Source organism: Nocardia sp. CNS-044 (assembly GCF_059570515.1).
Window position 1 is genome coordinate 49562 of sequence record NZ_JCANSX010000009.1, and the last position, 24378, is coordinate 73939.

The 24378-nt window shown below is 67.6% G+C and carries 25 protein-coding genes; 11 read left to right on the top strand and 14 right to left on the bottom strand.

Going from position 1 to position 24378, the window contains the following annotated elements:
• Positions 1-7 precede the first annotated feature (7 nt).
• The 8 genes from T333_RS22975 to T333_RS23010 all read left to right on the top strand — a co-directional run bounded on the left by T333_RS22975 (position 8) and on the right by T333_RS23010 (position 7485).
• Complete coding sequence (locus T333_RS22975; protein ID WP_496425801.1) at positions 8-394, top strand: hypothetical protein; 387 nt, start codon at positions 8-10, stop codon at positions 392-394.
• A 127-nt stretch (positions 395-521) separates the two neighbouring features.
• On the top strand, positions 522-1463 hold the full coding sequence (locus T333_RS22980) for a LysR family transcriptional regulator (protein ID WP_357248932.1): 942 nt from the start codon (positions 522-524) through the stop codon (positions 1461-1463).
• Positions 1464-1496: 33 nt separating this feature from the next.
• Entirely contained in the window at positions 1497-1793 is a 297-nt protein-coding gene (locus T333_RS22985) for a DUF6506 family protein (protein WP_357248929.1), read from the top strand.
• A gap of 107 nt (positions 1794-1900) precedes the next feature.
• Positions 1901-2410, top strand: coding sequence for a metallophosphoesterase family protein (locus T333_RS22990; protein WP_355002483.1), 510 nt, complete (start codon positions 1901-1903; stop codon positions 2408-2410).
• 198 nt (positions 2411-2608) lie between these two features.
• The gene (locus tag T333_RS22995) at positions 2609-3403 is read left to right on the top strand and encodes an aminoglycoside adenylyltransferase domain-containing protein (protein ID WP_496425802.1); all 795 of its coding nucleotides are present in this window, start codon (positions 2609-2611) and stop codon (positions 3401-3403) included.
• A 217-nt stretch (positions 3404-3620) separates the two neighbouring features.
• Entirely contained in the window at positions 3621-4850 is a 1230-nt protein-coding gene (locus T333_RS23000) for an NAD(P)/FAD-dependent oxidoreductase (protein WP_496425803.1), read from the top strand.
• Between the two features lie 25 nt (positions 4851-4875).
• On the top strand, positions 4876-5877 hold the full coding sequence (locus T333_RS23005) for a dipeptidase (protein ID WP_355002480.1): 1002 nt from the start codon (positions 4876-4878) through the stop codon (positions 5875-5877).
• Between the two features lie 225 nt (positions 5878-6102).
• A complete protein-coding gene (locus T333_RS23010) occupies positions 6103-7485 on the top strand; it encodes a flavin monoamine oxidase family protein (protein ID WP_496425804.1) in 1383 nt (460 codons plus the stop codon).
• A 24-nt stretch (positions 7486-7509) separates the two neighbouring features.
• Here the strand turns inward: T333_RS23010 and helR are convergent, their stop codons facing one another.
• Both helR and T333_RS23020 read right to left on the bottom strand, forming a co-directional pair.
• Positions 7510-9705, bottom strand: a complete 2196-nt coding sequence (helR, locus tag T333_RS23015; protein ID WP_496425805.1) for an RNA polymerase recycling motor ATPase HelR — start codon at positions 9703-9705, stop codon at positions 7510-7512.
• Between the two features lie 266 nt (positions 9706-9971).
• Positions 9972-10616: a dihydrofolate reductase family protein gene (locus tag T333_RS23020; protein ID WP_496425806.1), complete on the bottom strand. Its 645-nt coding sequence runs from the start codon at positions 10614-10616 to the stop codon at positions 9972-9974.
• A 61-nt stretch (positions 10617-10677) separates the two neighbouring features.
• Between T333_RS23020 and T333_RS23025 the strand changes: the two genes are divergently transcribed.
• On the top strand, positions 10678-11202 hold the full coding sequence (locus T333_RS23025; RefSeq protein ID WP_357248905.1) for a winged helix-turn-helix transcriptional regulator: 525 nt from the start codon (positions 10678-10680) through the stop codon (positions 11200-11202).
• A 68-nt stretch (positions 11203-11270) separates the two neighbouring features.
• Here T333_RS23025 and T333_RS23030 read toward each other — a convergent pair whose 3' ends face one another.
• The 8 genes from T333_RS23030 to T333_RS23065 form a co-directional block, all read right to left on the bottom strand.
• Positions 11271-12053, bottom strand: coding sequence for a hypothetical protein (locus tag T333_RS23030; protein WP_496425807.1), 783 nt, complete (start codon positions 12051-12053; stop codon positions 11271-11273).
• A 109-nt stretch (positions 12054-12162) separates the two neighbouring features.
• Positions 12163-12882: a WXG100-like domain-containing protein gene (locus T333_RS23035; RefSeq protein ID WP_496425808.1), complete on the bottom strand. Its 720-nt coding sequence runs from the start codon at positions 12880-12882 to the stop codon at positions 12163-12165.
• Positions 12879-13154 carry a hypothetical protein gene (locus T333_RS23040; protein ID WP_357248896.1) on the bottom strand — a complete coding sequence of 92 codons (276 nt, stop codon included), beginning with the start codon at positions 13152-13154 and terminating at the stop codon, positions 12879-12881. The genes T333_RS23035 and T333_RS23040 overlap by 4 nt, the downstream gene beginning before the upstream one ends.
• Positions 13155-13195: 41 nt before the next feature.
• Positions 13196-14431: an ABC1 kinase family protein gene (locus T333_RS23045; protein ID WP_496425809.1), complete on the bottom strand. Its 1236-nt coding sequence runs from the start codon at positions 14429-14431 to the stop codon at positions 13196-13198.
• Between the two features lie 209 nt (positions 14432-14640).
• A complete protein-coding gene (locus T333_RS23050; protein WP_496425810.1) occupies positions 14641-15552 on the bottom strand; it encodes a hypothetical protein in 912 nt (303 codons plus the stop codon).
• Complete coding sequence (locus T333_RS23055; protein WP_496425811.1) at positions 15549-15962, bottom strand: hypothetical protein; 414 nt, start codon at positions 15960-15962, stop codon at positions 15549-15551. Before T333_RS23055 ends, T333_RS23050 begins: the two co-directional genes overlap by 4 nt.
• Positions 15959-19066 carry a CHAT domain-containing protein gene (locus T333_RS23060; RefSeq protein WP_496425812.1) on the bottom strand — a complete coding sequence of 1036 codons (3108 nt, stop codon included), beginning with the start codon at positions 19064-19066 and terminating at the stop codon, positions 15959-15961. The genes T333_RS23055 and T333_RS23060 overlap by 4 nt, the downstream gene beginning before the upstream one ends.
• Positions 19067-19616: 550 nt before the next feature.
• Entirely contained in the window at positions 19617-19820 is a 204-nt protein-coding gene (locus tag T333_RS23065) for a hypothetical protein (protein ID WP_355002469.1), read from the bottom strand.
• 213 nt (positions 19821-20033) lie between these two features.
• On the opposite strand from T333_RS23065, the gene T333_RS23070 reads away from it, so the two are divergent.
• On the top strand, positions 20034-20702 hold the full coding sequence (locus T333_RS23070; RefSeq protein ID WP_357248879.1) for a hypothetical protein: 669 nt from the start codon (positions 20034-20036) through the stop codon (positions 20700-20702).
• A 47-nt stretch (positions 20703-20749) separates the two neighbouring features.
• On the opposite strand, the gene T333_RS23075 is transcribed toward T333_RS23070, so the two are convergent.
• Positions 20750-21073 carry a GYD domain-containing protein gene (locus tag T333_RS23075; protein ID WP_355002467.1) on the bottom strand — a complete coding sequence of 108 codons (324 nt, stop codon included), beginning with the start codon at positions 21071-21073 and terminating at the stop codon, positions 20750-20752.
• 381 nt (positions 21074-21454) lie between these two features.
• A complete protein-coding gene (locus T333_RS23080) occupies positions 21455-21961 on the bottom strand; it encodes a DUF2231 domain-containing protein (RefSeq protein WP_496425813.1) in 507 nt (168 codons plus the stop codon).
• Between the two features lie 343 nt (positions 21962-22304).
• Here T333_RS23080 and T333_RS23085 point away from each other — a divergent pair, with 343 nt between their 5' ends.
• Positions 22305-22670 (top strand): cupin domain-containing protein, encoded by a 366-nt coding sequence (locus T333_RS23085; protein WP_496425814.1) that lies wholly within the window; start codon positions 22305-22307, stop codon positions 22668-22670.
• A 16-nt stretch (positions 22671-22686) separates the two neighbouring features.
• Here T333_RS23085 and T333_RS23090 read toward each other — a convergent pair whose 3' ends face one another.
• Positions 22687-23337, bottom strand: a complete 651-nt coding sequence (locus T333_RS23090) for a VldE C-terminal domain-containing protein (protein WP_496425815.1) — start codon at positions 23335-23337, stop codon at positions 22687-22689.
• Between the two features lie 220 nt (positions 23338-23557).
• Positions 23558-24328, bottom strand: coding sequence for an IclR family transcriptional regulator (locus tag T333_RS23095; RefSeq protein ID WP_496425816.1), 771 nt, complete (start codon positions 24326-24328; stop codon positions 23558-23560).
• Positions 24329-24378: the final 50 nt, after the last annotated feature.

Consider the following 24378-nt stretch of genomic DNA (forward strand, 5'->3'; position numbering starts at 1 on the left):
GAGGGCCATGAAGATCATCGTCTTGTTGCTGCTGGCTCCGTTCCTGTGGCCTTTCTACCTCGTCGTCTGGTGCTTCCAGAACCCGGACAAGACAAAGCAAGCTTTCGGCAGCCTCCGAGGGTCGATGCGTCGGCACCCTCGCGCGTGGACGTGGGCGGTCGCGGCACTCGGCCTGCTCATCGGTATCGGCAATCTCTTCGACGCCGAACTCGGTGGCGCCGCCGCGGGCTTCGCGATCGTCGCGGGCTGCGTGGGCGTGCTCCTGAAATTGCGCCACAATGCCGCCGCCGCCGTGGCCGCCGCCGTCTCCGCCCGCGCCGACGCCCAGCACCTCGCGTATCTGCGCGGCGACGAATGGGGCACCTACGGAACGAGAAATCGACCGGCCCTCTGACGGAACCACCGATGCCGCGGTCCCGTGCGTGTCGAACCGGCGGTCGCGGTCCCGGCGCGGCCCCTCGCGAGCCGAACCGGGCCGTCGCCGGGAAGGTGCGTGGGCGCTGGTTCGTTAGCGTGGCGGAGTGGAACTGCGACAGTTGCGGTATTTCCTCGCGGTCGCCGAGGAGCGGAATCTCACGCGCGCCGCGGATGCGGTCGGGATCAGGCCGACATCGTTGAGTCAGCAGATCATCGCGCTCGAACGTGACCTCGGTACGGCGTTGTTCGTACGGGGTTCCGCCGGCATGACGCCGACTCGGGCGGGCGCGCGGCTCGCCGAACATGCTCGTGCCGTGTTGGATTCGGCTCGCCGAGCACGAGAGTCCGTGCGGGAAGCGCGGACTCCGCGCGTCGCCGTGACACCCGGTGCGCCGCCGTGGTCGGCTTCGGTGTTGTGGCGCGGGGTCGCCGAGCCGACCCTGGAGTTCCTCGACGCGCAGACCGCCGAACAGCTGCCCGCCCTGCGCGAAGGCTCGCTCGACATGGGCGTTCTGCTCTTGCCCACGGATCTGGCCGGACTGGATCATGTCGTGATCGCCGAGGCGCAGCTCGGCGTGATCGTGGCCGCCGGTCATCGGCTGGCCGAGCGTCACGCGGTGCGGTGGGCCGATCTGGACGGCAGCGCGCTGTCGTGGTTCGCGCGATCCGCGGCGCCGGGCTATCACGACGCGATCCGCGAGTCATGGCTCCGAGCGGGCTGGCAGCCCTCGGCGATCCGAGCCAGCGCACCGCGACGAGCACTGTTCGCGGCCGAGCTCGCGCACGGCGGGGATGTCGTCGCACTGCGACCGGCGTGGGACGTGCGTCCGGGCGACGGGTTGGTCTGGCTGCCTTTCGTCGAAGACTCGCCGTTCATCCGCTACGCGCTGGCCTGGAATCCGGCCGATTCGGCGGCCTCGCGATGGTGCCGGATGGTCGCCGACCTGGTGCGTGCGGAATGGCCGCACGCCTCTGCGGTTCTACCTCGTGGACAGCGCGACCCGGCATCGGCTTCGCTGGGCTTCGATCGGGTCGCGCCTCGATAGGTCCGCGGCCGAAGCTCTAGGAGAGGCACGCGCATGGCGCTGACCGCATGGGGATTCATCTACACCGCGGCAGGAAGCGATCCCGAAAACGAAACCGTCGTGGAGACGGCCGCTTGCCGGTCGGTGTTCGTCGGCGTCGATCACCCGGAGCAGGCCGTCGACGTGGCTCGCCGTTTGGTCGACGGCGGCGCCCAGCTGATCGAACTGTGCGGCGGGTTCGGTCCGGTATGGACGGCACGGGTGATCGAGGCGGTGCGCGGTGCGGTTCCGGTGGGCGCGGTGGCCTACGGCGCCGAGGCCGTCGACCAGGTGCACGCGATCTTCTCGTGACGGGTGTCTCTGCCGCGGATGCCCGATCGACGCGCTGGTCGGCCGCTCGCAGCGCGGATTCGGTGGCTTCGGCTCGTCGTACCTCCGGCGGTGGTAGACCGGACACCGTGCGGTTGCTGATCATCTCCGACACCCACATCCCGAAACGCGCGCGCGATCTGCCGGAATCCGTCTGGCGGGCGGTGGACGCCGCCGATGTCGTCGTGCACGCGGGCGACTGGGTCGAGGTGGCGCTGCTGGATCGGCTCGAAGCGCGCAGCAAGCGACTGATCGCCGTCTACGGCAACAACGACGGGCCCGAGCTGCGCGGCCGTCTCCCCGAGATCGCCCGCGCCGACCTCGACGGCCTGCGGCTGGCGGTCGTGCACGAGACCGGCCCGGCCACCGGCCGGGACACTCGCTGCGCCCGCGACTTCCCCGATACCGACGTCCTGGTGTTCGGCCACAGCCACATCCCGTGGGACACCGTCACCTCCACCGGCCTGCGCCTGCTCAACCCCGGCTCCCCCACCGACAAACGCCGCCAGCCCCACCACACCTACCTGACGGCCACCGTCACCTCGGGCGAGATCACCGAAGTCGAACTGCACACGATCCCACCCGCGCGCCGCGCTTAGCCCTCCCTCGGACGATTTCACCGAGTCCCCCAGTGGATCGCCCCGTGGCAGGAGCCGGGTCTCGATCCGTCGATGCCGCATACGACCAGCGACGCGCTGGGGACGGGTCGCCACGGTCAGGTCACCCAGCGCACATCGGTTTCGACTACGCACACGTGTCCGAGGGCCGGTATCCGCCCCTGGGCCGATACTGGTCGTATGACCTCCACGCTCGTGGATCCGGAATCGGTGCCGGTCGAGGTGCGGCCGTACCTGGAAGAGCTCGTGCGGCGCACCCGCGCCGTATGCGAACCGCATCTCGTCAGCGTGTTCGCGGTGGGGTCCATCGCGCTCGCGGACTATCGGCACGGGCGCAGCGACGTCGATGTGACGGTGGTGGCCGGTCCGGCTCTTCCCGGGCGGGCGGTGCGCCAGATGGCGAAAGTGCTCGCTCATCCCGCGCTGCCCTGTCCCGCCGCGGGGCTGGAATTGGTGATCTACGACTCCGAGTTCGCCAAGCGACCGTCCGTAGCGGCGGGATATTCGCTCAACCTCAACACCGGTCCGCTGCTGCCGAGCCGCGCCGACTTCGACCCGAAGCGATCCCCGGCGTTCTGGCATGTCATCGATCGCTCCATCGCCCACCAGTCCGGTCGGCTCCTCTACGGGAGTCCGGTACGCCAGGTCGTCGCGGCGCCGCACGACCGCGACCTCTACGCCGCGATCCTGGCCTCGGTCCGCGAGCACGCGGACGGGGTAGGTCATTTGAGCGACAACCAGGTCCTCAACGGCTGTCGCTCGGTCGCGTTCTGCCGCACCGGCCGCTGGCTGGCGAAGCGGAAGGCGGCGCGGCTGATAGCGCAGACCGAGGAAGCGTTCCGACCGCTCATCGGAGCCGCGCTGGACAGCTTCGAGCGCCCCCGCTCCTCGGCGGTCCCACTACCCGCCGCCGACGTGCGCACCTTCCTGTCCTGGGTCGCCGACCGCATCGAAATCGAGGCGATAGCCCGGTGAAACCAAGCGGCGGTCGTGATCCGAGCAGACGAAACGCGTGATCGTGCCGAAGTGATCCCACATCGAGGACACCGTCGCCGGGCCCGGAATAGACTGCGACTACCCCGACCGTCGGCAACGTTCTGGCAATCCAGCGAGGACGACGCACCGGTCGTCGGAATGCTTCCGGCGTTCGAAACGAAGGGCGCACAATGCCGCGCTACGTCAGTTCCGGCATATGAGCACGCCGCGAACCGCACTAGTCGTCGGCGCGGGCATCGCCGGGCTCACTGTGGCCCACCAGCTCGCGCACCGCGGCGTCGAGGTGACGGTGCTGGAAGCCGAGCGCGTCGGCGCGGGCGCCTCCCACGGCAACGCCGGGTGGGTGAACCCCGCGCAAACCGGCCCCTTCCCCGAGCCCGGACTGATGCGCGACGGGCTCCGGCATCTGCGCTCGCCCGAGTCGGCATCGCGGATCGCCGCCCGGGACTATCCGCGGCTGTTGCCCTGGCTGCTGTCCCTGGCCCGCCATTCCACCGCCCGCCGCTACGGACGCGGCGTCCTGGCGCTGGCCGAGCTGGGCAAGCGCTGCTTCCCGCTGCTGGACGAGCTCGCCGACGAAGGCGTCGAATTCCGGCGCGTCGACGCGGGTCTGCTGGCCGTGGCCCGCGAGGCCGATGCCGTGCGGGCGTTCCGCCGCGCCCGCGAACCGTTCCGGGCCGCCGGGTTCTCGGTGCCGGAGACCATCCTGGACGCCGACGCGCTCCATGAGCTGGAACCCGCGCTGTCGACGCTGGTCCGCCACGGCGTCGAACTGCGCGATCACGTTCAGATCGATCCGGGCGCGTTCGTCGCCGCTCTCGCCGCGCATCTCCGTGGCATCGGCGTGCGCATCGAGGAAGGAGTCACCGCCACTCGTTTGGGTACGCGCGCCGAGGTCGCGACCAGTGCGGGCCGTCGTCACGCCGATGTGGTGATCGTCGCGACCGGAGCGAGTACCGCCCTGATCGGAAGACGATTCCCGCTCATCGGCGGTCGCGGCTACAGCTTCGACGTCCCCGCCGCCACCGCGCTGCGCCGATCGGTGCTGTTGCTCGACGACCACATCGCCTGCGCACCGCTCGGCGACCGGCTGCGCATCGCCTCGGGCATGGACTTCGGGCCGTCGGCGCAGTTGAGCGCTCAGCGACTCGACCCCATCGCCCGCTGCGCGTCGGTCATGCTCGACGGCATCGATTGGACCGACCGGCAACGCGAGTGGAGCGGGCAACGACCACTGACACCGGACGGACTGCCGATCATCGACCTGCTGCCCGGCCACGCCGAAACCTACCTCGTCACAGGGTTTTCCATGCTCGGCATGACACTGGCCGCGCCCGCCGCCGAAGCCCTCACGCGCTACGTGATCGACGACGTTCGCCCGCCGGTACTGACACCGTTTCGCGCCGACCGATTCCGGCGGCGCTGACCGTCCTTCTCGTCTGGAGGTACGCATGCTCGTCTCCGTCGAAGCCCAGCAAGTGCACGACAGCGCCACCGTCATCGACCTGCACGCCGACACTCCGAAACTGATATCCCGCGGCTACGACTTCACCGTCCGCCATCGCCCGCGCTGGCCGATCAGTCGGTACGTCGGACATGTCGACCTGCCCCGCATGCGCGACGGCGGTCTCGCCGCGCAATGGTTCGGCATGTGGACGGCCCCCTACCCGCGCCGCGGCACCGCCGCCGACATCCACCGCCAGCTCGACGCGCTCGACGAAACCGCCCGCGCCCATCCCGACAGCTTCCGGCTGGCGACCACCGGCGACGACATCCGCCGGGCGCGCGCCGAGGGAATCAGCGTCGGGCTGCGCGGTATCGAGGGCGGCCAAGCGCTCGAGGGCGACCTCGACAACCTCGTCGCCTTCGCGCGGCGCGGCGTGCGCTACCTGGGGTTGCTGCACTTCAGTCGAAGCGAGATCGGTTGTCCAGCAATGGGTATCGGCCGTAGCCGGGAGGAAGGGTTGACCGGCTTCGGGTGCGAGGTCGTCGACGCGTGCGCCGAACTCGGCGTGCTGGTCGACCTCGCCCACATCAACCGCCCCGGCTTCTTCGACGCCATCGCCCGCGCCCACGGACCGGTCATCGTCTCGCACACCGGCGTGGCCGGAGTCCGGCCCATGTGGCGCAACATCGACGACGAACAAATCCGCGCCATCGCCGATACCGGCGGCGTCGTCGGTGTCATCTTCTCCCCCGCCTACCTCGGCGGCGAACTCGACGCGGTCGTCGATCACCTGCTGCACATCATCGATGTCGGCGGCCGCGAGACCGTCGCGCTCGGCTCGGACTGGGATGGCTTCATCAGACCCGCGCGCGGACTGGAAAGCCCCGCCCAGCTGCCGCGGCTCACCGACGCGCTGCTGCGCCGCGGCCTCGCCGCCGAGACGATCCACCTGCTCCTCGGTGGCAACGTGCTCCGCGTGCTCGACGTCATCTCCCCCAGCCACTGAACGAAGCCGATCCCAGCGCACGACCGAATCGCTGCCACGAGCACGAACGGCGATGCCGTGCGGGCAGACTCGGCGTGCGAATTGCTATAGAATTGCTGAAAAATTCGACGCGAGCCCGAACGCAGAGGGTGCGTCGAGGCCGCGGCCGGTGATGCGCACGGCCGCACGGTGGCGGCACGCGGAAATCGGCCGCTCGCGGAAAATCCGATACGAGGGCGGCGCTCCATGACAGACGTCGACTATTGCGTGATTGGCGGGGGTTTCGCCGGACTGACGGCCGCGCTGCGGCTCAGCCAAGCGGGTCGGTCGGTGGTGGTGCTGGAGGCACGCGACCGGCTGGGCGGGCGCACGTTCACCGAAGCGCGCGCGGACGGGTCCTGGATCGATCGCGGCGGCGCCTGGATCGGGCCGGGTCAGGACCGGATCCACGCGCTGATGCACGAGTTCGGTGTCCCGAGCTACAAGCAGTACACCGACGGCGAGGCCATGATGATGGTCGGCGGCAAACAGCACCGCTACACGGGCACCATCCCGTGGACGATGAGTCCGTGGGCGGCGATGAACCTGGGCGCGGTGTTGCTCGAGCTGGGTCATATGTGCGGATCGGTTCCCCTCGAGAGTCCGTGGGCGGCGAAGAACGCGGGCAAATGGGATCGAATCAGCTTGGCGCAGTGGCTGGACAGCACTGTGGCGTCCAAACCGGCGCACGAACTCCTCGAGACCGCGATCGCCGGTTGCTACACCTCCGCCGCCGCCGAAGTGTCGCTGCTTTTCGTGCTGTACCAGATGGCGTCCGGCGGTGGGCCCGGCTTCGTCCTCGGCGTCGAGGACGGCGCCCAGGATGCGCGGCCGGTCGGCGGTATGGGCGCCGTCTACGGTCCGATGGCGGCCGCGATCGGCGATTCGATCCACCTGTCGCAGCCGGTGCGGCGCATCCAGCAGGACGCCGACGGAGTGACGGTGCGTTCCGACGACTCGACCGTGCGGGCACGCCGGGCGATCGTCGCCGTCCCCTTGGCGATCGCGAGCCAAATCCTTTACGAGCCAATGCTTCCGGTCGATCGATCGTTCCTGCACCAGCGGATGCCGAGCGGCTCCATCATCAAGACCTCCGTCGTCTACGACCAACCGTTCTGGCGTAGCGACGGATTGTCGGGCCAGTCGGTCGCACCGGGATCGCCCGCGACCATCACCATCGATGCCTGCACGGACACGGGCCGACCCGGGATCCTGTGCGTCATCGCCGAGGGGCCTATCGCGCGGCGGATCGGCCGACTCGACGAAACCGAACGGAGAGAAGCCATTCTGGACGCACTCGTCGAGCGGTTCGGCGCGAAGGCCCGCCCGCCCGTCGACTACCTCGAGCAGAACTGGAGCGTCGAACGCTACTCCGGCGGCGGCATGCTCAGCCACGCACCGACCGGTGTGCTGACCCAGTTCGGCCACGCCCTGCGCGCACCGTGCGGCCGCATCCACTGGGCCGGAACCGAGAGCTCCGCCGTCATGTGCGGATGGGTCGACGGCGCCGTCCGCTCGGGCGAGCGCGCCGCCACCGAAGTCATGGAACACGACACCGCGACCGCCGCGGGCAGCCCATTGCCTCGCTGATGCCCGACGGCGAAATCGCAACGCCTACCGCGGAATTCCGGCGTGGGCGCGTGGTCCGGTCTCGGTGAGCCCGGTCAGGGACCGCGGTAGCGGACCTTGGTGGAGGACGCCGAGGCGTTGGGTGGCGCGGGTGAGGGCGACGTAGAGTTCGGCCGCGCCGCGAGGGCCGTCGGCGAGGATTCGTTCCGGTTCCACGACGAGGACAGCGTCGAATTCCAGGCCTTTCGTCTCCGACGCGGGCACCGTGCCCGGCACGCCGGGTGGCCCGATCACGATGCTGGTGCCTTCGCGATCGGCTTCGTCACGGACGAATTCCTCGATGGCGGTGGGCAGTTCGTCCGCGGCGACCTGCCTCGACCAGGGCTGGACGCCGCAGGCGCGCACCGATTCCGGGGGCTCGACCCCGGGTGCGAATTCGGCGAGCACCGCGGCGGCGACGGCCATGATCTCCGCCGGGGTGCGGTAGTTCACCGACAGCGACCGGTAGACCCACCGGCCGGGCACGTACGGCTCCAGCATCGCGTCCCACGAGGTCGCTCCGGCGGCCGACCGGCGTTGGGCGAGATCGCCGACCACCGTGAACGATCGGCCGGGACAGCGCCGCATCAACACCCGCCAGTCCATCTCGGACAGCTCCTGGGCCTCGTCCACCACGACGTGCCGGTAAGTCCAATCCCGGTCCGCCGCAGCGCGTTCGGCGACCTCGCGGGTGTCGCGTTCGAGAAACCGATCCGCGAGATCCTCGGCGTAGAGCATGTCCTGGGCGAGCAGATGGTCCTCGTCGTCCATCAGGTCTTCGCGGCTGATCATCAGGTCCAGCACGCCCGCGGCGTACGCCGCCTCGTCCTTGCGTTCCCGCTCGGCGTCCCCGTCGGCCGACTTGTCGCGACCGAGCAGGTCGACGAGTTCGTCGAGCAGCGGCACGTCCGATACCGTCCAGGCGTCGCCGTCGGCGCGCCACAGTGCTTGGTCCGCGCCCGCCGCACGCAACCGTTCTGGGGACGAATACAGCTCTGCCAGTAATGTTTCCGGCGTCAGTATCGGCCAGAGTTCGTCGAGCGCCGCGGTGAACCTCTCGTCGTCCGCGAGTTCCGCCAGAAGGTCGGCCCGCAGCTGCTCCCACGCCTCGCGGTCGTCACGGGTCAACCAGCCCCGGCCGATCCGGGCGATCGCCCGCTCGGTGAGGACGTACGTGACGATCTCGCTGAACACCGCACGAGCCTGGTTGTGCGGCAATCCACTCGCGCGCGCCTCCTCCCTGGCCCATTCCGCGGTCGGCGCGTCGATCCGCACCGTGACGTCCTGCAATGCGATCGGCAACGGATGCTCCGGCAGCCGCTGACGATCGGCGACCGCCGCAGCGAGGACGTCCAGGATCTTCCGCGAGCCCTTCAGCCGCGCGACTTCCGGGGCGTCCTCGGCGGTGACGTGCAGACCGGGCACGAGATCGCCGGTGGTCGTGAACACCACATGGGATTCGCCGAGCGAGGGCAGGACGCGGCCGATGTGGGTCAAGAACGCCGGATTGGGCCCGACCACGAGCACACCGTGCCGCTCCATCCGCTCGCGCTGGGTGTAGAGCAGATACGCGACGCGGTGCAGCGCCACCACGGTCTTCCCGGTGCCCGGGCCGCCCTCGATCACCAGAACGCCAGGGTGATCGAGCCGGATGATCCGGTCCTGTTCGGCCTGGATCGTCGCCACGATGTCGCGCATCCCGGCACCGCGCGGCGCGTTCACCGCCGCGAGCAAGGCCGCGTCGCCGCGCTCGCGACCGCAGGGGCGACCAAGGACCTCGTCCGTGAAATCGACCAATCGCCTTCCGCGCGTGTGGAATTGGCGGCGACGGCGCATGTTCTCCGGATGCGCGGCGGTGGCGGTGTAGAACGCGCTCGACGCGGGCGCTCGCCAATCGAGCAACAGCGGTTCGAACTCGTTGGCCTCGTCGAACAGGCCGATCCGGCCGATGTAGAGACGTTCGCCCGAGAGGGAGTCCAACCGGCCGAAGCACAGCCCGTTGTCGGCCACGTCCAGCCGCCGCACCTCTTTGCCCAGCGCGCGCACCTCGAAATCCCGTTCCATCGGTGACACGCCGTTTCCCCGCAACGCCGCGCTGTAGCGGCCCTTCACTCGCGCGCGCTCGGCGTCGAGCCGCGCGTAGAGCCCGTCCACGTAGCTCCGCTCGGACCGCAATTCGTCTTCGTACCGCCGGGTCGACACTTGCCCCTCACTTTCGCTGGCTCGACGATTCCTCGGGTTCCCGTGGACGCCGGTCTTCTGCGACCCGGACGTCGACAACACACCGCGCACTTCGCGACACCCCATTTCCGCAGGTTCTGGCTTCGGCGGGCCATTGTGCGTGACAACCGGGGCCTTGCCGCAAGCCCCCCTGTGCGCTATATGTTGAAAGTGGAAAGGGGTGGGGACCGCTTTCCATTCATCGTCCGACGCGGTCGGGCAACCTCCTCACGAAGCCGTCGAAAAGATCATTTCCGCCAGAAGAAGTGGTGCACGATCCCGCTCGGGCGCGGGACCCGCTCCAGATGGAAACGGTCGGCGAGTTCGTCGGGACTCGTCCACAGTCGTTCGCCGCGACCGAGCTCGACCGGCGCGACGGCGAAGTGCATCCGGTCGATCAGGTCGGCTTCGAGGAACTCCCGGATCGTGGCGACCCCGCCGCCGATCCGCACGTCCTTGCCCTCGGCGGCCTCGAACGCCCGCGCGAGCGCGTCCTTGGGAGTCGCATCCAGGAAATGGAATGTTGTGTCCCCCAGCGTGATCGAGGGTCGCTCGTAGTGGGTGAGGACGAATACCGGTGTGCGGAACGGAGGCTCGTCGCCCCACCAGCCCTGCCAGTCGTAGTTCTCCCACGGTCCCCGCTGCGGACCGAACTTGCCCCGCCCCATGATCTCCGCGCCGATGTTGTTGCGGTAGTCGCGAGTGATGTAGTCGTCGAGGCCGTAGGTTCCACCCGGCTCGGTCCGGGTGGGCCAGTGCGCGGTGGCGCCCGCCCAGGAGAAGAACGCACTCGGATCGGCGTGACCGAACGGACACTCGAAGCTCTGCCCCTCGCCCGAACCGTATCCGTCGGCGGACACCATGAAGTTCTGCACGCGGACCATCTGTGTCATGGAAACTCCCCTTTCTGGTTGCAATATGCAATCGGTTAGGAACCTAACCTAGACTGATCCCGTGTCGCAACCAGTTGCCCATGACAAGCTGCCGGTGTCCCCGGGCAAATCGGGCTGCCCGATCAACATGACGGTCGAGCTTCTCGGCGACCGCTGGAGCTTGATCGTCCTGCGCGACATCGTGTTCGGCGGCAACACACACTTCCGCGAGCTGCTCACCGCGTCCATCGAAGGCATCGCGTCGAACATCCTCGCCAACCGCCTCGCCAAACTCGTCGCCGCGGGACTGCTCACCCGCCACGACGACCCGAGCCACCGCCAGAAGGTCGAATATCGCCTCACCGAGGCGGCGATCCAACTCGTCCCGGTCATGGCGCAGCTCGGCGCGTGGGGCGCACGTTGGCTGGACACGACACCGGAACTGACCGTGCGAGCCGAGCTGCTGGCCGCGGGTGGCCCGCCACTCTGGGAACGATTCATGACCGAACTACGCGCCACCCACCTCCACGGCGCGCCGCCGCCCGCCGACGGGGTGCTCGCGGAGCTGACCGCCGCCTATCACGAAGCGGCCGCGAAGGCGGGCTGACCGCAGCCGCGACCGGGCGGGTCAAGCGTCCCTGGTAGTCGGCAGGACCGCTGTCGAGGGCATGGATCTCAATCGATGAAGGCCGGGGGCTGCTCCGGCGCGTACCCGCCGCGCCGGAAGCGGTCCAACCCGTATTCGGTCCCGAGTTCGGAGCGCAGCCCCGGATTGCGCACGTAGAACACGAACAGGTGGTAAACCCGGGTCGGGTCGGTCTCGAGGTCCTTGTGGCCCATGTCGATGGTTCCGTAGCCGGTGTCGGCATCGCCGGTGACAAGCGTGGTCACGTTGGTGCCGCTACCGAATCTGAACCCTTCTCGGCGGTTTCGGGCGCCGACCGCCGAGATGTCCTGCCAGGCAACATTGGTCGGGCCATTGCCGTAATCGATCGCGACGTGCTGTGCCGTGAGCACGATACCGACGTTGCCGAGGACTTTGCGAGGTTTGTAGGTACCAAGGCCGAGGAGGATGGCGAACAAGGCGGGCAGGGCAATGAGGAAGAACAACGCGGCTCCGGTCGACCAGTCGTCGTTCAACGAGGCGATGAACTGCCACAGTCCGGCCCCGAGCAAGGCCACTCCGACCGCTACGGCTAGCAAGCTTCCGGCGGAGGAAGGGCGCGGTACCGGCAGCACAAGTGCGGGCCCGGCATCGGTGACACGGATGTCAGCAGCCACCGGAGCGGTTCGAGGGAGTTCCGACCATCCCCACATCGTGAAAGAGGCGGCCAGGGGACCCAGTAGCGCGACCCCGAGGAGTCCGGCCCATCGATCCGATCCCGCACCTGTCACGACTGCCCAGATCACGCCCGCAACGATCGGCCACAAGACCAGCGCACACGCGAACGGCAGCACCGCATAGCGATACGCGCCGAACGCTTTTCGCTCCCAATCCGCTGGTAGCGGCAAGGCGGACGTACTACGGTATCTCCCCACCACGTCTCCTCTTGCGATCTCGCCCGGCCTACGCGGTCGCCGATCTGATGGAAGCCTCGGTCGCCCCCTGCACGATCTGAATGAGTTTCGGCACCATTCCGATGATCGTCGACGCTTCTTTCGCAAGCTGGAGCAGGATACTCGACAACTTCGTACCCGCGCCCGCGATGCTCGTGCTGGCACGGGCGACCGCCGCGAAAGACGCCGTCCCCCCGGTGCAGATGATGATCGCGGCAGCCTCCACGAGTACACCGGCCAGCCAGTTCAGGAGTTCGGTCACGACACCGCGAACGCCCTCGACCAGATCACCGAGCGCGGCATTCACTTTGCTCAGCGAGGCGGCGAAGGAGGCCTGAGCCTCGATGTCCGCCATGAACGCGTCGGCCTTGCTTTTGTAGGCCGCACCGGCGGCACCGGCCCATTCACTGACATCTTTGTCGAGTTCGGTGTTCCATGTCGCGGCGGCTTTGGTCAGCACATCGGAGATGTTCTCCCAGGACTTGGAATACGCCTTGACCATGTCCGGGTTCCCGGTGACCCAGTCGAGCGCCTTGCGCAGCGGCTCGACATTCTCCAGCATCCAGCCCATCAGCAGGGCGCCCACGATATTGAACGGATCGAATTTCGCCAGCGGAACCCCTGCGGCCATGCGACTCCGGTACTCCAGCACGTCCGCCGCGGCGACGGCTACCGAGGAAGCTTTGAGAGCCGCGCTGTACAAATTCTTGACCGGGTCTTCCCCATTCAAGGCTTCCTTGACCAGCCCGCCGGCTTCCCACGTATCTCCCAGCGGCGTACCTTTGAGCAGCCCCGGTTCGGCACCGTCGCTGTTGATCCTCGGAAGCAGCGCCTTCTGGTCGAAACCATAATGACGAAAAGCCCGTAGCCGTCGTCCAACTTGGCCACGTAGTCGGCGGCCTGCTTGGCTTGGCTGACGTTGCCGAGCGTCGATTCGACCGCGCTGGCGTGCGCGCGTACCTTTTCGGGATCGACGACGATGTCGTCACTGTTCCACATCATGTCCTCACTCCAACCGCGACTCTTGCCCGCGACCGCGCGACTCAGGAGGTCGCGCGCAGGGATTCCGCGAGCACGCCCGCGAAGAAGCGGCTCAATGCCTTGTCGGACACCGGATTCCAGCCCGGCGCGACCTGCTTCATGTAGCGCTCCAGGTAGACGACCTGCTTACCGGCCAGAACCAGGTTGCGCGGGATGGTCATGCCGTGTTCGTCGGCGAGCGCGCGCAGTTCGGTGCCGACGTCGCCGAGCCGTAGCATGCCGACCGGCGCGTCGGCGTGCATGGCGACCGCGCGGATCCGGTCGGCCAACTGCTCGACGGGTGCCGAGGCGCTGAGCACACCGAGGCGCACCAGCGCGCGGGTCGCCGCGGTGAAGTCGCCCAAGAGCAGAAGCGCGGCGATGCAGTGTTTGATCTGTAGACGCGTCGGCTCGTCGAGCTCGCCGACGATCCCGAAATCGATCAGCACGACCCCGCCGTCCCGGTCGATCAGAATGTTGCCCGCGTGCAGATCCCCGTGGAAGAACCCGCCTTTGAGCGCGGTGTGGAACAGCGAGAGGGTCAGCCTGCTCATGATCGACTCGCCGTCGAACACCTCGGAGTCTCCCGGCGCGGGCTCGATGATCGTCGACCCCTCGATCAATTCCATGGTGAGCACCGAGCGCGACGACCACTCCGTGTACACCTCGGGCACCCGAACCTGCCCGGTGAAACCGGCGGCAGCCAGTTCCGCGGCCCACCGCCGCATCGCGTCCGCTTCCGCCGCGAGATCCAGTTCCCGCGGCAAAAGCCTGGTGAACTCCTCGATGACGCCGGAGATGTTCCACCGGCGTCCCTCGGCGGTCCAGCCGAGTACGACCGCCGCGCAGCGCAGCAGCGTCACGTCGGCGGCGACGGTGTGCTCGATGCCAGGCCGGACGACCTTCACCGCTACGGAATGACCGGAGCTCGTCACCGCGCGGTGCACCTGCGCGATGGACCCGGACGCCAGCGGCTCGTCGTCGAATTCGGTGAACAACCGGCCCACCTCGACGCCCAGGCTCGCCTCGATGCGCCGCCGGATCAGCGCCACGTCCACCGGCGCGACCTGTTCGAGCAGCGGAGCGAACTCCCGCGCGGCCGCCGTCCCGAAGACGCTCGGCGAGGACGCGACGAACTGTCCGAACTTCACGAAGATCGGCCCGAGCGCGACGAACGCGCCGGGCAGCTCGGCGACCAGCGCTGACGGGCGACCGGTGCGCCGCCGCACCAGATCGCGTGCCAGCACGGGTGCGAGCACCCGGACGATGACCAGAACGCGGGCGGCGCCGCGCGCGGCCGCCGTTATCGAATGAACATCCGGGCCCCTTTCCGAAACTATCGCTGCGCCAATGCTTCCGCGACCGTCGATCGCCCGGCGCCGTTCGAGCACCGCCAGAGACCCAGCGACGCTGCCGGTTCACCCTCACCGCAACCCGTCGATGCGGCATCGGGACATCGAAACGTGAGTCAGTCGTGGTGGTAGCCGACGTCCAGTGGCCACCCCTGGCGTAGGTGGAGCGATACAGCTTTGAACAGCTTGTGTTCCGATTCGGTGTTGTCGGGCAGTTGCAGGTGAAGCGCTTTCAAGAGATCGAAGCGGTGCAGTGCCACAACAGCGTTCACCAGTTCGCCGTATGTGCCGGCGGCGGCGATAGTCGCTCTATAGGCCAGCACGGTGAGAATGGCGGATGCGAGCGCGACGGTGACCAGCCACCAGCCGGAAAGCAGGAAAGCGGATACCACGCCGAGCGAAGCGAACGCGACAGTGAAACGGCAAGCAGCGTCCAGTTGATCGCGGGCGTCGTCTGTGGTTGCGGCTGCGCGTTCGGGCAGCAGGCTGTGCAGATGTGGCCAGGCGACCACGATATCGAGGCCGTAACGATCTGCCGGACGGTCTTCGGCGGCTCGGAGCGTATTGCCGAGCCGGGTGGGCAAGAGACGTTCTCTGCTCGGCAGCCGGCTCATCGCGGCAGCCGCGGCGAGTAGCTTGCCGTTGTCGGCGCTGTCCGGATCGTGGGTTTGCTGACGTGCGTTCAGGTGGTTCCAGCGGAATGTCCAGACGGCTCGCATTGGCAGACCGATGATTTTCAGCGGGCCTCGGAGCAGCGGATGCCCTTCGAGCGCGCGGACCAGGGCGACCTGAAACGGCTGAAGCACCAGCACAGCGACCAAGATGCCCACCGCGACCAGCGTCCACTCGGTGGCGCTGAGCCCCTCGAAGGTCTTGACCAGGTGCTGACGGCTCGGCGGATGATTCGGCGCGCCGGCGGCAAGTTGCACGGCGACGCCCAGCACAACGACAAGTGCCGGGAGTGCTCCGACAACAGTGAGTCGACGACCCAGATTCTGGCCGAGGCCAGGCAAACTCGCGGCTGTCATCGGACTTCGGCCACCATGGGATCCGAGTGAACCGGGCAGCGGGGTAGCTCTGGCGCGTACAAGACGAGGCCGAGTCGCCGGGTACAGCCGGGCTGCGGACAGTGCAGGGCGACAACTTCCCAGCGAGGCTGGCCCGGCAGCACCGCACGTCCCGCCAAATCGGCATCGCGCCGCAGATACTGCGGTGGCGGCGGCAATGTATACGCCGCTTCGCGGGACAGGACACCGAGAACCGCGCCACTGTGATGAACCAGAACCGACGTACGTTCGTCGTCGTCGTCGAAGTACGTCAATGCAGAGGCGACCGCTGGGTCAGCGTCGGCGTCGGCGTCGACGATGATGGTCGGCACCTGTTCGCCGGGTTCGGCCGTACGGTCGAGTTGCGCCATCAGCGCTGCCAGCGTGATCATCGAGGGTCCTCCGGAAGGAATACAGATCCCACGCTGCCCTGACAGATATACGCAGCCCAATACGCCGGGTGCGGGTAGCGTCGGCGCAACGTCTTACGTGCGGTGTCGAGCGCGATCGGTGGTGGTTCGCCTGTCCTCAACCGGGTGTAGAAATCGGTCATCAGCTCGGTGGACTGCCGGTCCGGGACCTTCCATAGTGTCATCACCAGGCACCTGGCACCGGCGAGCGTGACAGCCCTGCGCAGTCCGAACACCCCTTCCCCAACGTGTGAATCGCCATGGGCTGTATCGCAGGCGGACAACACAACCAGCTTGGTCCCGGTGAGGTCCATATCCGCCAAGTCCGCTGCGGTGAGGACACCGTTGCCGGCGGTCGGCGGAAGGTCCTGGCCCGCCAGCCAAGAGTTGGCTCCCGCCAAGGCCAGACCTGACCGCAGCATCGGATCGTTCACGCCCTCGCCGGACAACCGCTTGAACTCGTCCTTCGGGCCGACCTCGACGAACTCGATGGGGGTGGACAAGATGCCGTCGAGCGCGACGAGCTGACGTTGCACATCCGCCGCGGTGATCGTCATACCCTTGGCGAACTGTTCGGGGCGCAGCACCGGTGGCGGGACGGCGCTCGAGAAAAAGCCGTGCGTGGCCAGGTGAAGCACCAACGGACTACGGGCGCTGAGTACCTCTGCTTTGACCGCGTCTGCCCCTGTCACCGGCGTGACCTCGAGTAGCGCACCGACCTTCTCGCCCTCGGTATACGCCCCGGGAAGCGGGGCGAATGGCCCAGTCGTGTCGGATGACGCCAGCAGATCGAAATCAGGGGCGGCTATGACCATCGGCTCGGTGTGCGATGACGAAGCTGTGCCACGCATCAAGTCCTGACTCGCGGATACATAGGACACCAACCAGCGATCCATCACATGCCCGCCCTCGCCCAACGGCAGTGCCTCGAACGGCAGTCGGGTCAGTTCGCCGTCCGGGGAAAGCATCAGATGCTCTACACCGTCCAGATGAGGCGCCAGTGGTTCGATGAGTGCGCGGCGTAATTCGGCAGGATCGTCCGTCTCTGCCTGCTGGCCACTGAGTTCCCGGACGGAGCCGTCGACGAGCCGGTCGATCACATCACCGTCGGCCAGATCGACAACCACGGTACTGGTTCGATCGCGCAAGATGATCGCCGCGTAGCGCGTTCCGCGCCGCATGCCTGCCTCGCTGCGGTCCTCGGAGTGGAAGTCGTATACCGTGAAACGGCGAAACTCTACGAGCGCGGCCTGTGACGGGATTGCAGAGATGAGCTCGCTGAGCGGCACACCGAACAGGTCCGACTCGCTCACATGGGGTGCCCGAGTGGCGATCTCCGCCTCTATAGCGTCCAGCTGCCGGCGACCGGCGAACAGCCGATCCTCATGCTCCTTCTCATGTCCGAGTGCAGGCCCTGCCAGCTGCCACGCTCCAATCGTCGCGCGCAATTCAGCTGCTTCCTGGGCAAGTGCGGCTACCAATGGATCGGCGTCGGACTTGCGTGCGGCACGATCGATCAACGATCTTGCCGCGCGAGTGGTGAGGCCTTTGCGTCGCAGTGCTGCGCTGGCGACGATGGCAGCTGCCGTCGGATCGCCAGACAGCTCGGCGAACACCAGGGACAGCATCTGGTCCACTCGGAACCGTGACGCGCTCGCCGCCGCGAGCCACTGGCGCTGCGACCCACGGCTGAACACTTCGATCAGCCAGCGGTCGTCCAGGGCCAGAGCCTCGTCGAAGGTCGTGAGTGCCTCGACGGCACGACCGGTCGAGGCATACAGCTCAGCAAGATTGGCGAGCAACTTGCTCAGCCCGTCCTTGTTGTCGGGCAAGGTACGCAGCAGGGCGATGGCCTCTACTAGCCGTTGTTCGCAGTCTTGGTCCCGTCGCAGACGATAGTCCAGCCGGGCAAGGCCGTTCAGGACAGCGACGCGTTCGGACGGACCTGCGTCGGTGGGCTGCGCCGCAACGACCTCACGGAGAGCAGCTGTCGCTTCCTCGTACCGGCCGCCCATTTCATAGAGCGCACCCAACGAGATCAACACCGGTGCGCACTGCTCCGAAGACGCCGCCGAACTGCGCAGCACCTTCAACGCGTGCTGATAGTTGCGTTCCGCATGGTCGAAGTGCCCCATCGAGTGGTAGACCTGCCCGATCATGTGCACAGCACGGGCAACGCCATAGCGGTCGCCGGTGCGGTTGAACAAGTCCATCGCGGACTGCAGCACGTACTCGGCCTCAGGCAGGTCCTGAGCGCGGATCAGCCGAATACCTAGATTCAACAGCTCATTGGCCGCGGCCGTTCCACTCGCTTCCTCGCTCAGCCAGACGGGTTCGCTGGACGACTCCATGTGCTCGCGCACCAAGCCGTGTGCCCGTATCAGCTGCTCTGTCGCACCTGCGAGATCTCCGAAACGCTGCATCAGGTTGCCGATTTGCAGCAGCGCCCCGATCTCCAGCGGGCGCCTTACTTCCGCCGAGAGCTGTGATGCGTAGTGCATAGTCCGCTGCCAGTGTTCTTCGGCCTTGTCGCCAGACTGGAGACGGGCGGCCAGCATTCCTGCCAGAAAGTGACATTGGGCGCGTAGAGACGCGTCCGCCGTCGGATCTCGTTGGCCCGGTCCCACGCTTGTGGCCAGCTCGGTGTACAGCTCGAGAGCCCGCTCGAACTCGCGGGCATCCATCGCCACGTCCGCCGCATCCAACAACGCCCGCAGTAACTCCGGATGACGGGGCGGCACCAACTCGCGCCAGCCTCGCACGATATAGTCCGCGAACGCCGCGGCCCGCTTGTTGTCGCCCAGTTTCTGGGCGACAATCAGCACGGTGGTCGCGCGTTCGAGCACGACCTCATCATCGCCTCGGATTGCTCTGATGTTCTCCCACCCAGTCGTGGCGAGAACCAGCGCGGCGGCGAACTCCTCCCTACCAATGCATTCGCCCAACAGCTCGTCATTTGCGCGTAGCAGATCGACGTGCAGTGCTTCGACGCACGCTTTCCGCAGAACCTCGGCGGCCGCCCTGTAGGCACCTTGCGCTCGAAGGTTCCCCGCTTCCAGCAACGCTGCCGTACGGATCTCGTCCAACCTGCCAATCTCCTCGTCCCCTGGCGGGAGTCGCGGCTAGTAACGGGGCGACACTATCTCAGGAATACCGTCTGCGTCTTCGGGCTTGCCCTGTCTGTCGCCAGACACCCTGCGGGATACATGCTCGGATCGGCGGAGACCGGATCACCCGACGCTGGAGGTACTCACGCGCAGCGGCGGCGAGGTAAGGGTGCGGCCGAGGAGATCGACCGGCTCATCGGCGACACGCTACGCCCACTCGAGGACTCGGCCACGCCGCAGGCGGTTCCGGTCTCGACACCCAGCAGCCCCAGCCTGCGTGGGATCGTCGTCGGCGGGCGGGCCATTGCGACGATGAATCCCGACGGCGGCAATGTCGTCGAGCTCGCCACCGGCGGGAACGGTCCCGCGTTCTCCCCCGACGGCACGAAGATTCTCTACACCCGCAATCCCGCACCCGAACCCGGAGCAGAGATCTGGGTGATGAACGCCGATGGCACTGCCGCGCAACGGATTTCCGATCCGGGGCAGACCGCGCGGCATCCCAGCTGGGGGGAGGCGGTGCGGCGAGCTAGCCGACGATGTAGCCGGTGTAGACACCACCTTCGCAGATTCGCCCGACCACCACTCCACCGCCGTCGACGCACACCCGAGCGTCGATCGCGGTGTGGTCACCCTCCCATTCGTCCCCCTCGGCCGCCGAGCCACCGATCCCCAAACCGGTCGCCAGCGCCACCCCCGCCACCACGAGCGCGATCCGTACCGTGCCGATCATCGCCGATCCTCCTGTCCCCACCGGGGTAGTCATCGCCGCGCACAGTACCGCGTCCCCGAAACGGCGACCAGCCCGAAGTTACTGGGCTACAACTACATACCGGCGAAAGCGACAATCACAGCTTCACTCGCCCCGCACCCGCTAGACCGCGCCAAACGGCGGCACAGGTGCGGGCGTGCTGCCGTGTCGGGGCTCGTCGCTAATCTGCCTGGCATGGTCAGCCCCGATACGGCAGTGCGTCGTCTGCTGCAAGAGATAGGAAAATTGCTACAGCCGTACGGGTTTCACGGCAGCGAGCCCACGTGGACCCGCGTCGCGCCGGGCGGAGTCGCTTCCGTCGGTCGCACCCGCGTCTCCCGCACATGGACCGACGGACAGCAGGTTCTCGGATTCGGCTTGACCATGAACGCCACGCCCACCGCCTGGTGGGAGTACTGCAACTGGCGCAACGCCCGACTGGGCCTACCGCCCGTTCCCCTGGATGCGGCCACCGGTCCCGACCTGGTCGGCGCCGACTCCCTACCCGACGGACTGACCGAGCCGTGGACCCTGCGGCTCGACCCGGCACAGGCAGGCCGCCAAGCGCTGCAATCCGACATCGACACCATCCGCGCCGAACTTCCGCGCCGCGTTCACGCCTACGCGCGCAGAGCATTACGGCTACTGGAACCGGACAGCTACCTCGACGAACTCCTGGCCCGACCCGATCGGCAGGCGCCGACCTTGGCGGCCATTGTCGTCCTGCTCGCCGACCACGGACCGGGGCCGCGACTCGACGACGCGATACATCAACTCCGCGAGTGCGTCTCGGACCGGGCCGACTACGCGGCGGATGTCCTCGCCTACGCGCGAACCCGCCTCGACCAGCGGCCGGTCGCGTAACGGACGCGGGCGGTCCGCCGCACCACGGGATGCGGCGGACCGGAACCCTAGGACGCTTCGGGCGGCTGGTAAGTGACCTCTCGCGCGACCGCTTGGTCGACCTGTTCCGGGGTCAGCAGCGTCACGGTGTGCGAGATCGCCGCACCGGAGGCCGCGGTGCGAATTGCGAGCGCCGCGGCCGAAACCTCGTCCGGAGCGTCACCGATCACGAACAGATCGTCCTCGCCGAAAGCGAAATAGCAGACCTCCACATGGCCGCCCACGCTCTCGACCATTTCCGTGATGGCCGCTCGGCGGGCGGTGCCGCCCTGCGCGAGCAGGCCGCGTGCCCCATCCTCGGAGTAGCTGACCCGCCACAGGTACTTCGGCATTTCGTGTCGCCTCCTTCTCGCGGAACGATCTCGGGCAGACCCGACCCTACGGTCTCCCCCGGCGCCGGGCGGGCACTCCGCGAACGACGTCGCGGCAATGATGCGGCACCGTGACAGTGGCGATATTGCGTGTTGCCGTTCCTGTGGCGCGGTGGCTACCTCACAGGGCGGAGCGTCCCGCCCGCGCGCTGGCGAACGCGCTTCTGGTCGCCACTTCTTTCAGCACGACCGCGACGCGTCCGCCGAAGGACACGTCACGAACGGTGTCGTCGGCACGGGTCAACTGAGTGGCCGCGTCCTTGCGTGGCCGAAACTCTGTGACAGCGCGGCGCTGTGACCTGCGACACCGAATGGGCGCAGGGCCGGGTCATGCCGTCATGGTCAGCGTTCGAATCCGGCGGCTTGCGTGGCTTCGTCGGCCACCCGGACGCCATAGTGGTAGGCGAGTTTGCCGCCGAGCCAGCCGGAGACGCCCAGGGCGGCCAGGCTCACCACCGACAGCACCAGCGGACCGGCTTTCACCGCTCCCGTCGGATCGGATCCGCGCCACAGGAAACCGACCGCGAAAGCGACCGTCACGGCGAGGTTCAGGCCCATGTGCAGCAAGCCCGTGCGGAACGCGGCGGTGCCGGTGGGAATCGCCAGCAGATCCAGCAAGCCGATCGTGGCGGCGGCCAAGGCGCCGAGCACACCGATGGCGATCAGCCAGCGCGCTCCCTCGGCCAGGAACTCGGGGTCGTCGACGACGTGGGAGCCGATGTCGAAGATCAGGCTCGCCACCCACGCCCCGATGGGAACCGTGACGAGAATGGGATGGAACGGATGCCCGTACGGCCCCGCGAGGACCGCGCTGACGGGTCGTTTGGCCTGCTGCGAATCACTGTGCACGACAACCTCCGTTGTAGATCGACCACCCGCACGACAGCACCGATCGCGTCGCCCCCGATGCCTGGAACCAGCCGATAGCACCGCCCGGCTGCACACCGGGTATTTCGCCGGTGTGCAGCACTGGGCGGATGCGTCACCGGTTCGGCCCTCCATCAGGATCGAGAACATCGGCCGAAGTCCAGCCCGACAGCGCACCCGTTACCCGCTTACCCACTCTCGGGAGAAATCGCATCGGAGGCCAATCGTGTGACGTTTGCCGTCGATCACGAGTGCTATCCGGTAACTGCGATTTGCTGTCGAAAGCCACAACCACGCATCGTCGGGGCCGTCGAAGGAGAGAACCATGGCTGGTCTAGTGCGCCGGAGTTTCGAATCCCCGGAGGAAACTCGTCCTTTCCAGCAGGACAAGGGCAGAGTCGATCTCGTCAACATGGAACAAGGGCCGGTGGGCAGGGCGGTGTTCGAACCGGGTTGGCGGTGGTCGGAGCACGTCAAGCCGATTGCCCAGACCGACAGCTGCCAGTCGGCCCACATCGGCTACTGCGTCTCTGGTCGCATGGTGGTGGCCATGGACAGCGGCGAGCAAGAGGAATACGGCCCCGGCGACTTCATGATCGTCCCGCCCGGCCACGACGCGTGGACCGTGGGCGACGAACCCTGCGTCATGCTCGACTGGCAGGGCTTCGCCGACTACGCGAAGCGGCCATAACGACGAGCTGAAAGCTTCAGCAGCTCACGTCCACGTGGGTGGCGCTGGCGAACGAGACATGCACGTGGTCGTAGTGATTGGCGGTCGGGCTCCCGCGGTTCTCCATGTACGACCAACCGTTGCCGTCGTTGTATCGCTGCCGCCAGATCACATAGGTCACGCCTAAACGCTGCCGATTGGCCAGCACGAATTCGGCGATCGCGTCGCCTTGTGCGAAATCGGAGGTCATCAAATCCAGCGCCAGGCCGGCGCCGTGGTCGCCGTCCCAACGGCCGACGGCGCCGCCGACCTCGCTGACGCCGAACGTCTTCTTGAGCATGTTGCCCACCTGCGCCACATGCGGCCGCGTGCCGACGAGTTCCGTCGAGCACGGGACGAACGGAGGCGGGTGCTGTACGGCCATTTTTTCCGTCAGGGGAGGCAGCTCGGCGGCGATCGCCGCCCCCGCCAGCGGAGCTGCCGACGGCCCGGTGGTCGAGGCCGAGCCGGATTCGGCAGCGGCGGCCGACGGCGAATCGACTGCGGCGACCGGCTGAGCGACCGGGCTCAGCCGGACCGTCACCCCCAGCACGACGGCGGCGGTCGCCACGCTGCCACACACAGCCGAAGGGATGAGCTTCGAAGCTGCGGTCCGTTTTCGATGTTGACCAGGCATGATGTCGATCACCGGCTAGCGTGTCGGGGACAAGATCACCAATAGATTACGAAACGGTCGCGGAAAAGTCACGTCGTACGGAGGCGGACGGACCGCCCGGGCGTGTCGCCGCCGGATCACGCGGAGCGAATCACGCTGGCCCCGGGGCCTTTCCGCATAGTCGTAGCGCGACCACGGTCGGCAGGTGCGAGAGTGCGGCGCCTAACGGACACGCCCGCCATCCGCATCCCGCTCAAACCATTACTCGCGCCTGAGCCGTGGCACCGAGCATCCGGGAGATCCCCCGACCTGCCGCATGCAGAGCCGGAACCGCCGTCCGGGCCGACGTGTCGTTGGGAACGACGACCGACAGCGCCGCCACGATCCGCCCGCCCGCCGCGCGGACCGGCACCGCGATGCCGGTGGCGCACTCGTCGACGAACCCGGGGCAGTAGGCCAAGCCGGTGCGCCGGATCTCGCCCAGCGTCGCGCGCAGCAGATCGGGACTGGTGATGGTGTATGGCGTCAGCGCACGCAGCGGACCCGACAGCACCGATTCCTGCAACTCACGAGGTCCGTGCGCGAGCAGAACCAACCCGCTCGAGGTCGCGTGGAGCGGGAGCCGCCCGGCGACGCGGACCCGGTTGCGGACGGCTTGCGGCGCGGCGAGCCGTTCGATGTAGAGCACCTCACGGTCCTGTAGCACGCCCAGTTGCACGTTGTGCCCGACGACAGCATGCAGATCGGCCATGACCGGATAGGCCGCGTCGTGCAGGCCGAGAGTCGGCGCGGCGCGGGAGGCGAGTTCCCACATCCGGACGCCGACGCACACCCGGCGCTGCGCGTCCCGTCGCAGCCAGCCGTAGTCGATCAGCTCGTTGACGAGACGCGAGGCGGTCGCCAGCGGCAGATCGCTGCGTTGGGCCAGTTCGGAGAGGGTCACGGCCCGGTGATCGGGGCCGAACGCCTCGTAGATACGCACCACACGCGACAGCAAGGATTCACCGCTCGAGGATCGGGCCATGCTGCCGCCTCCGTTCGCTCAATCATCAGCTTTACTGATATAGATGAGAT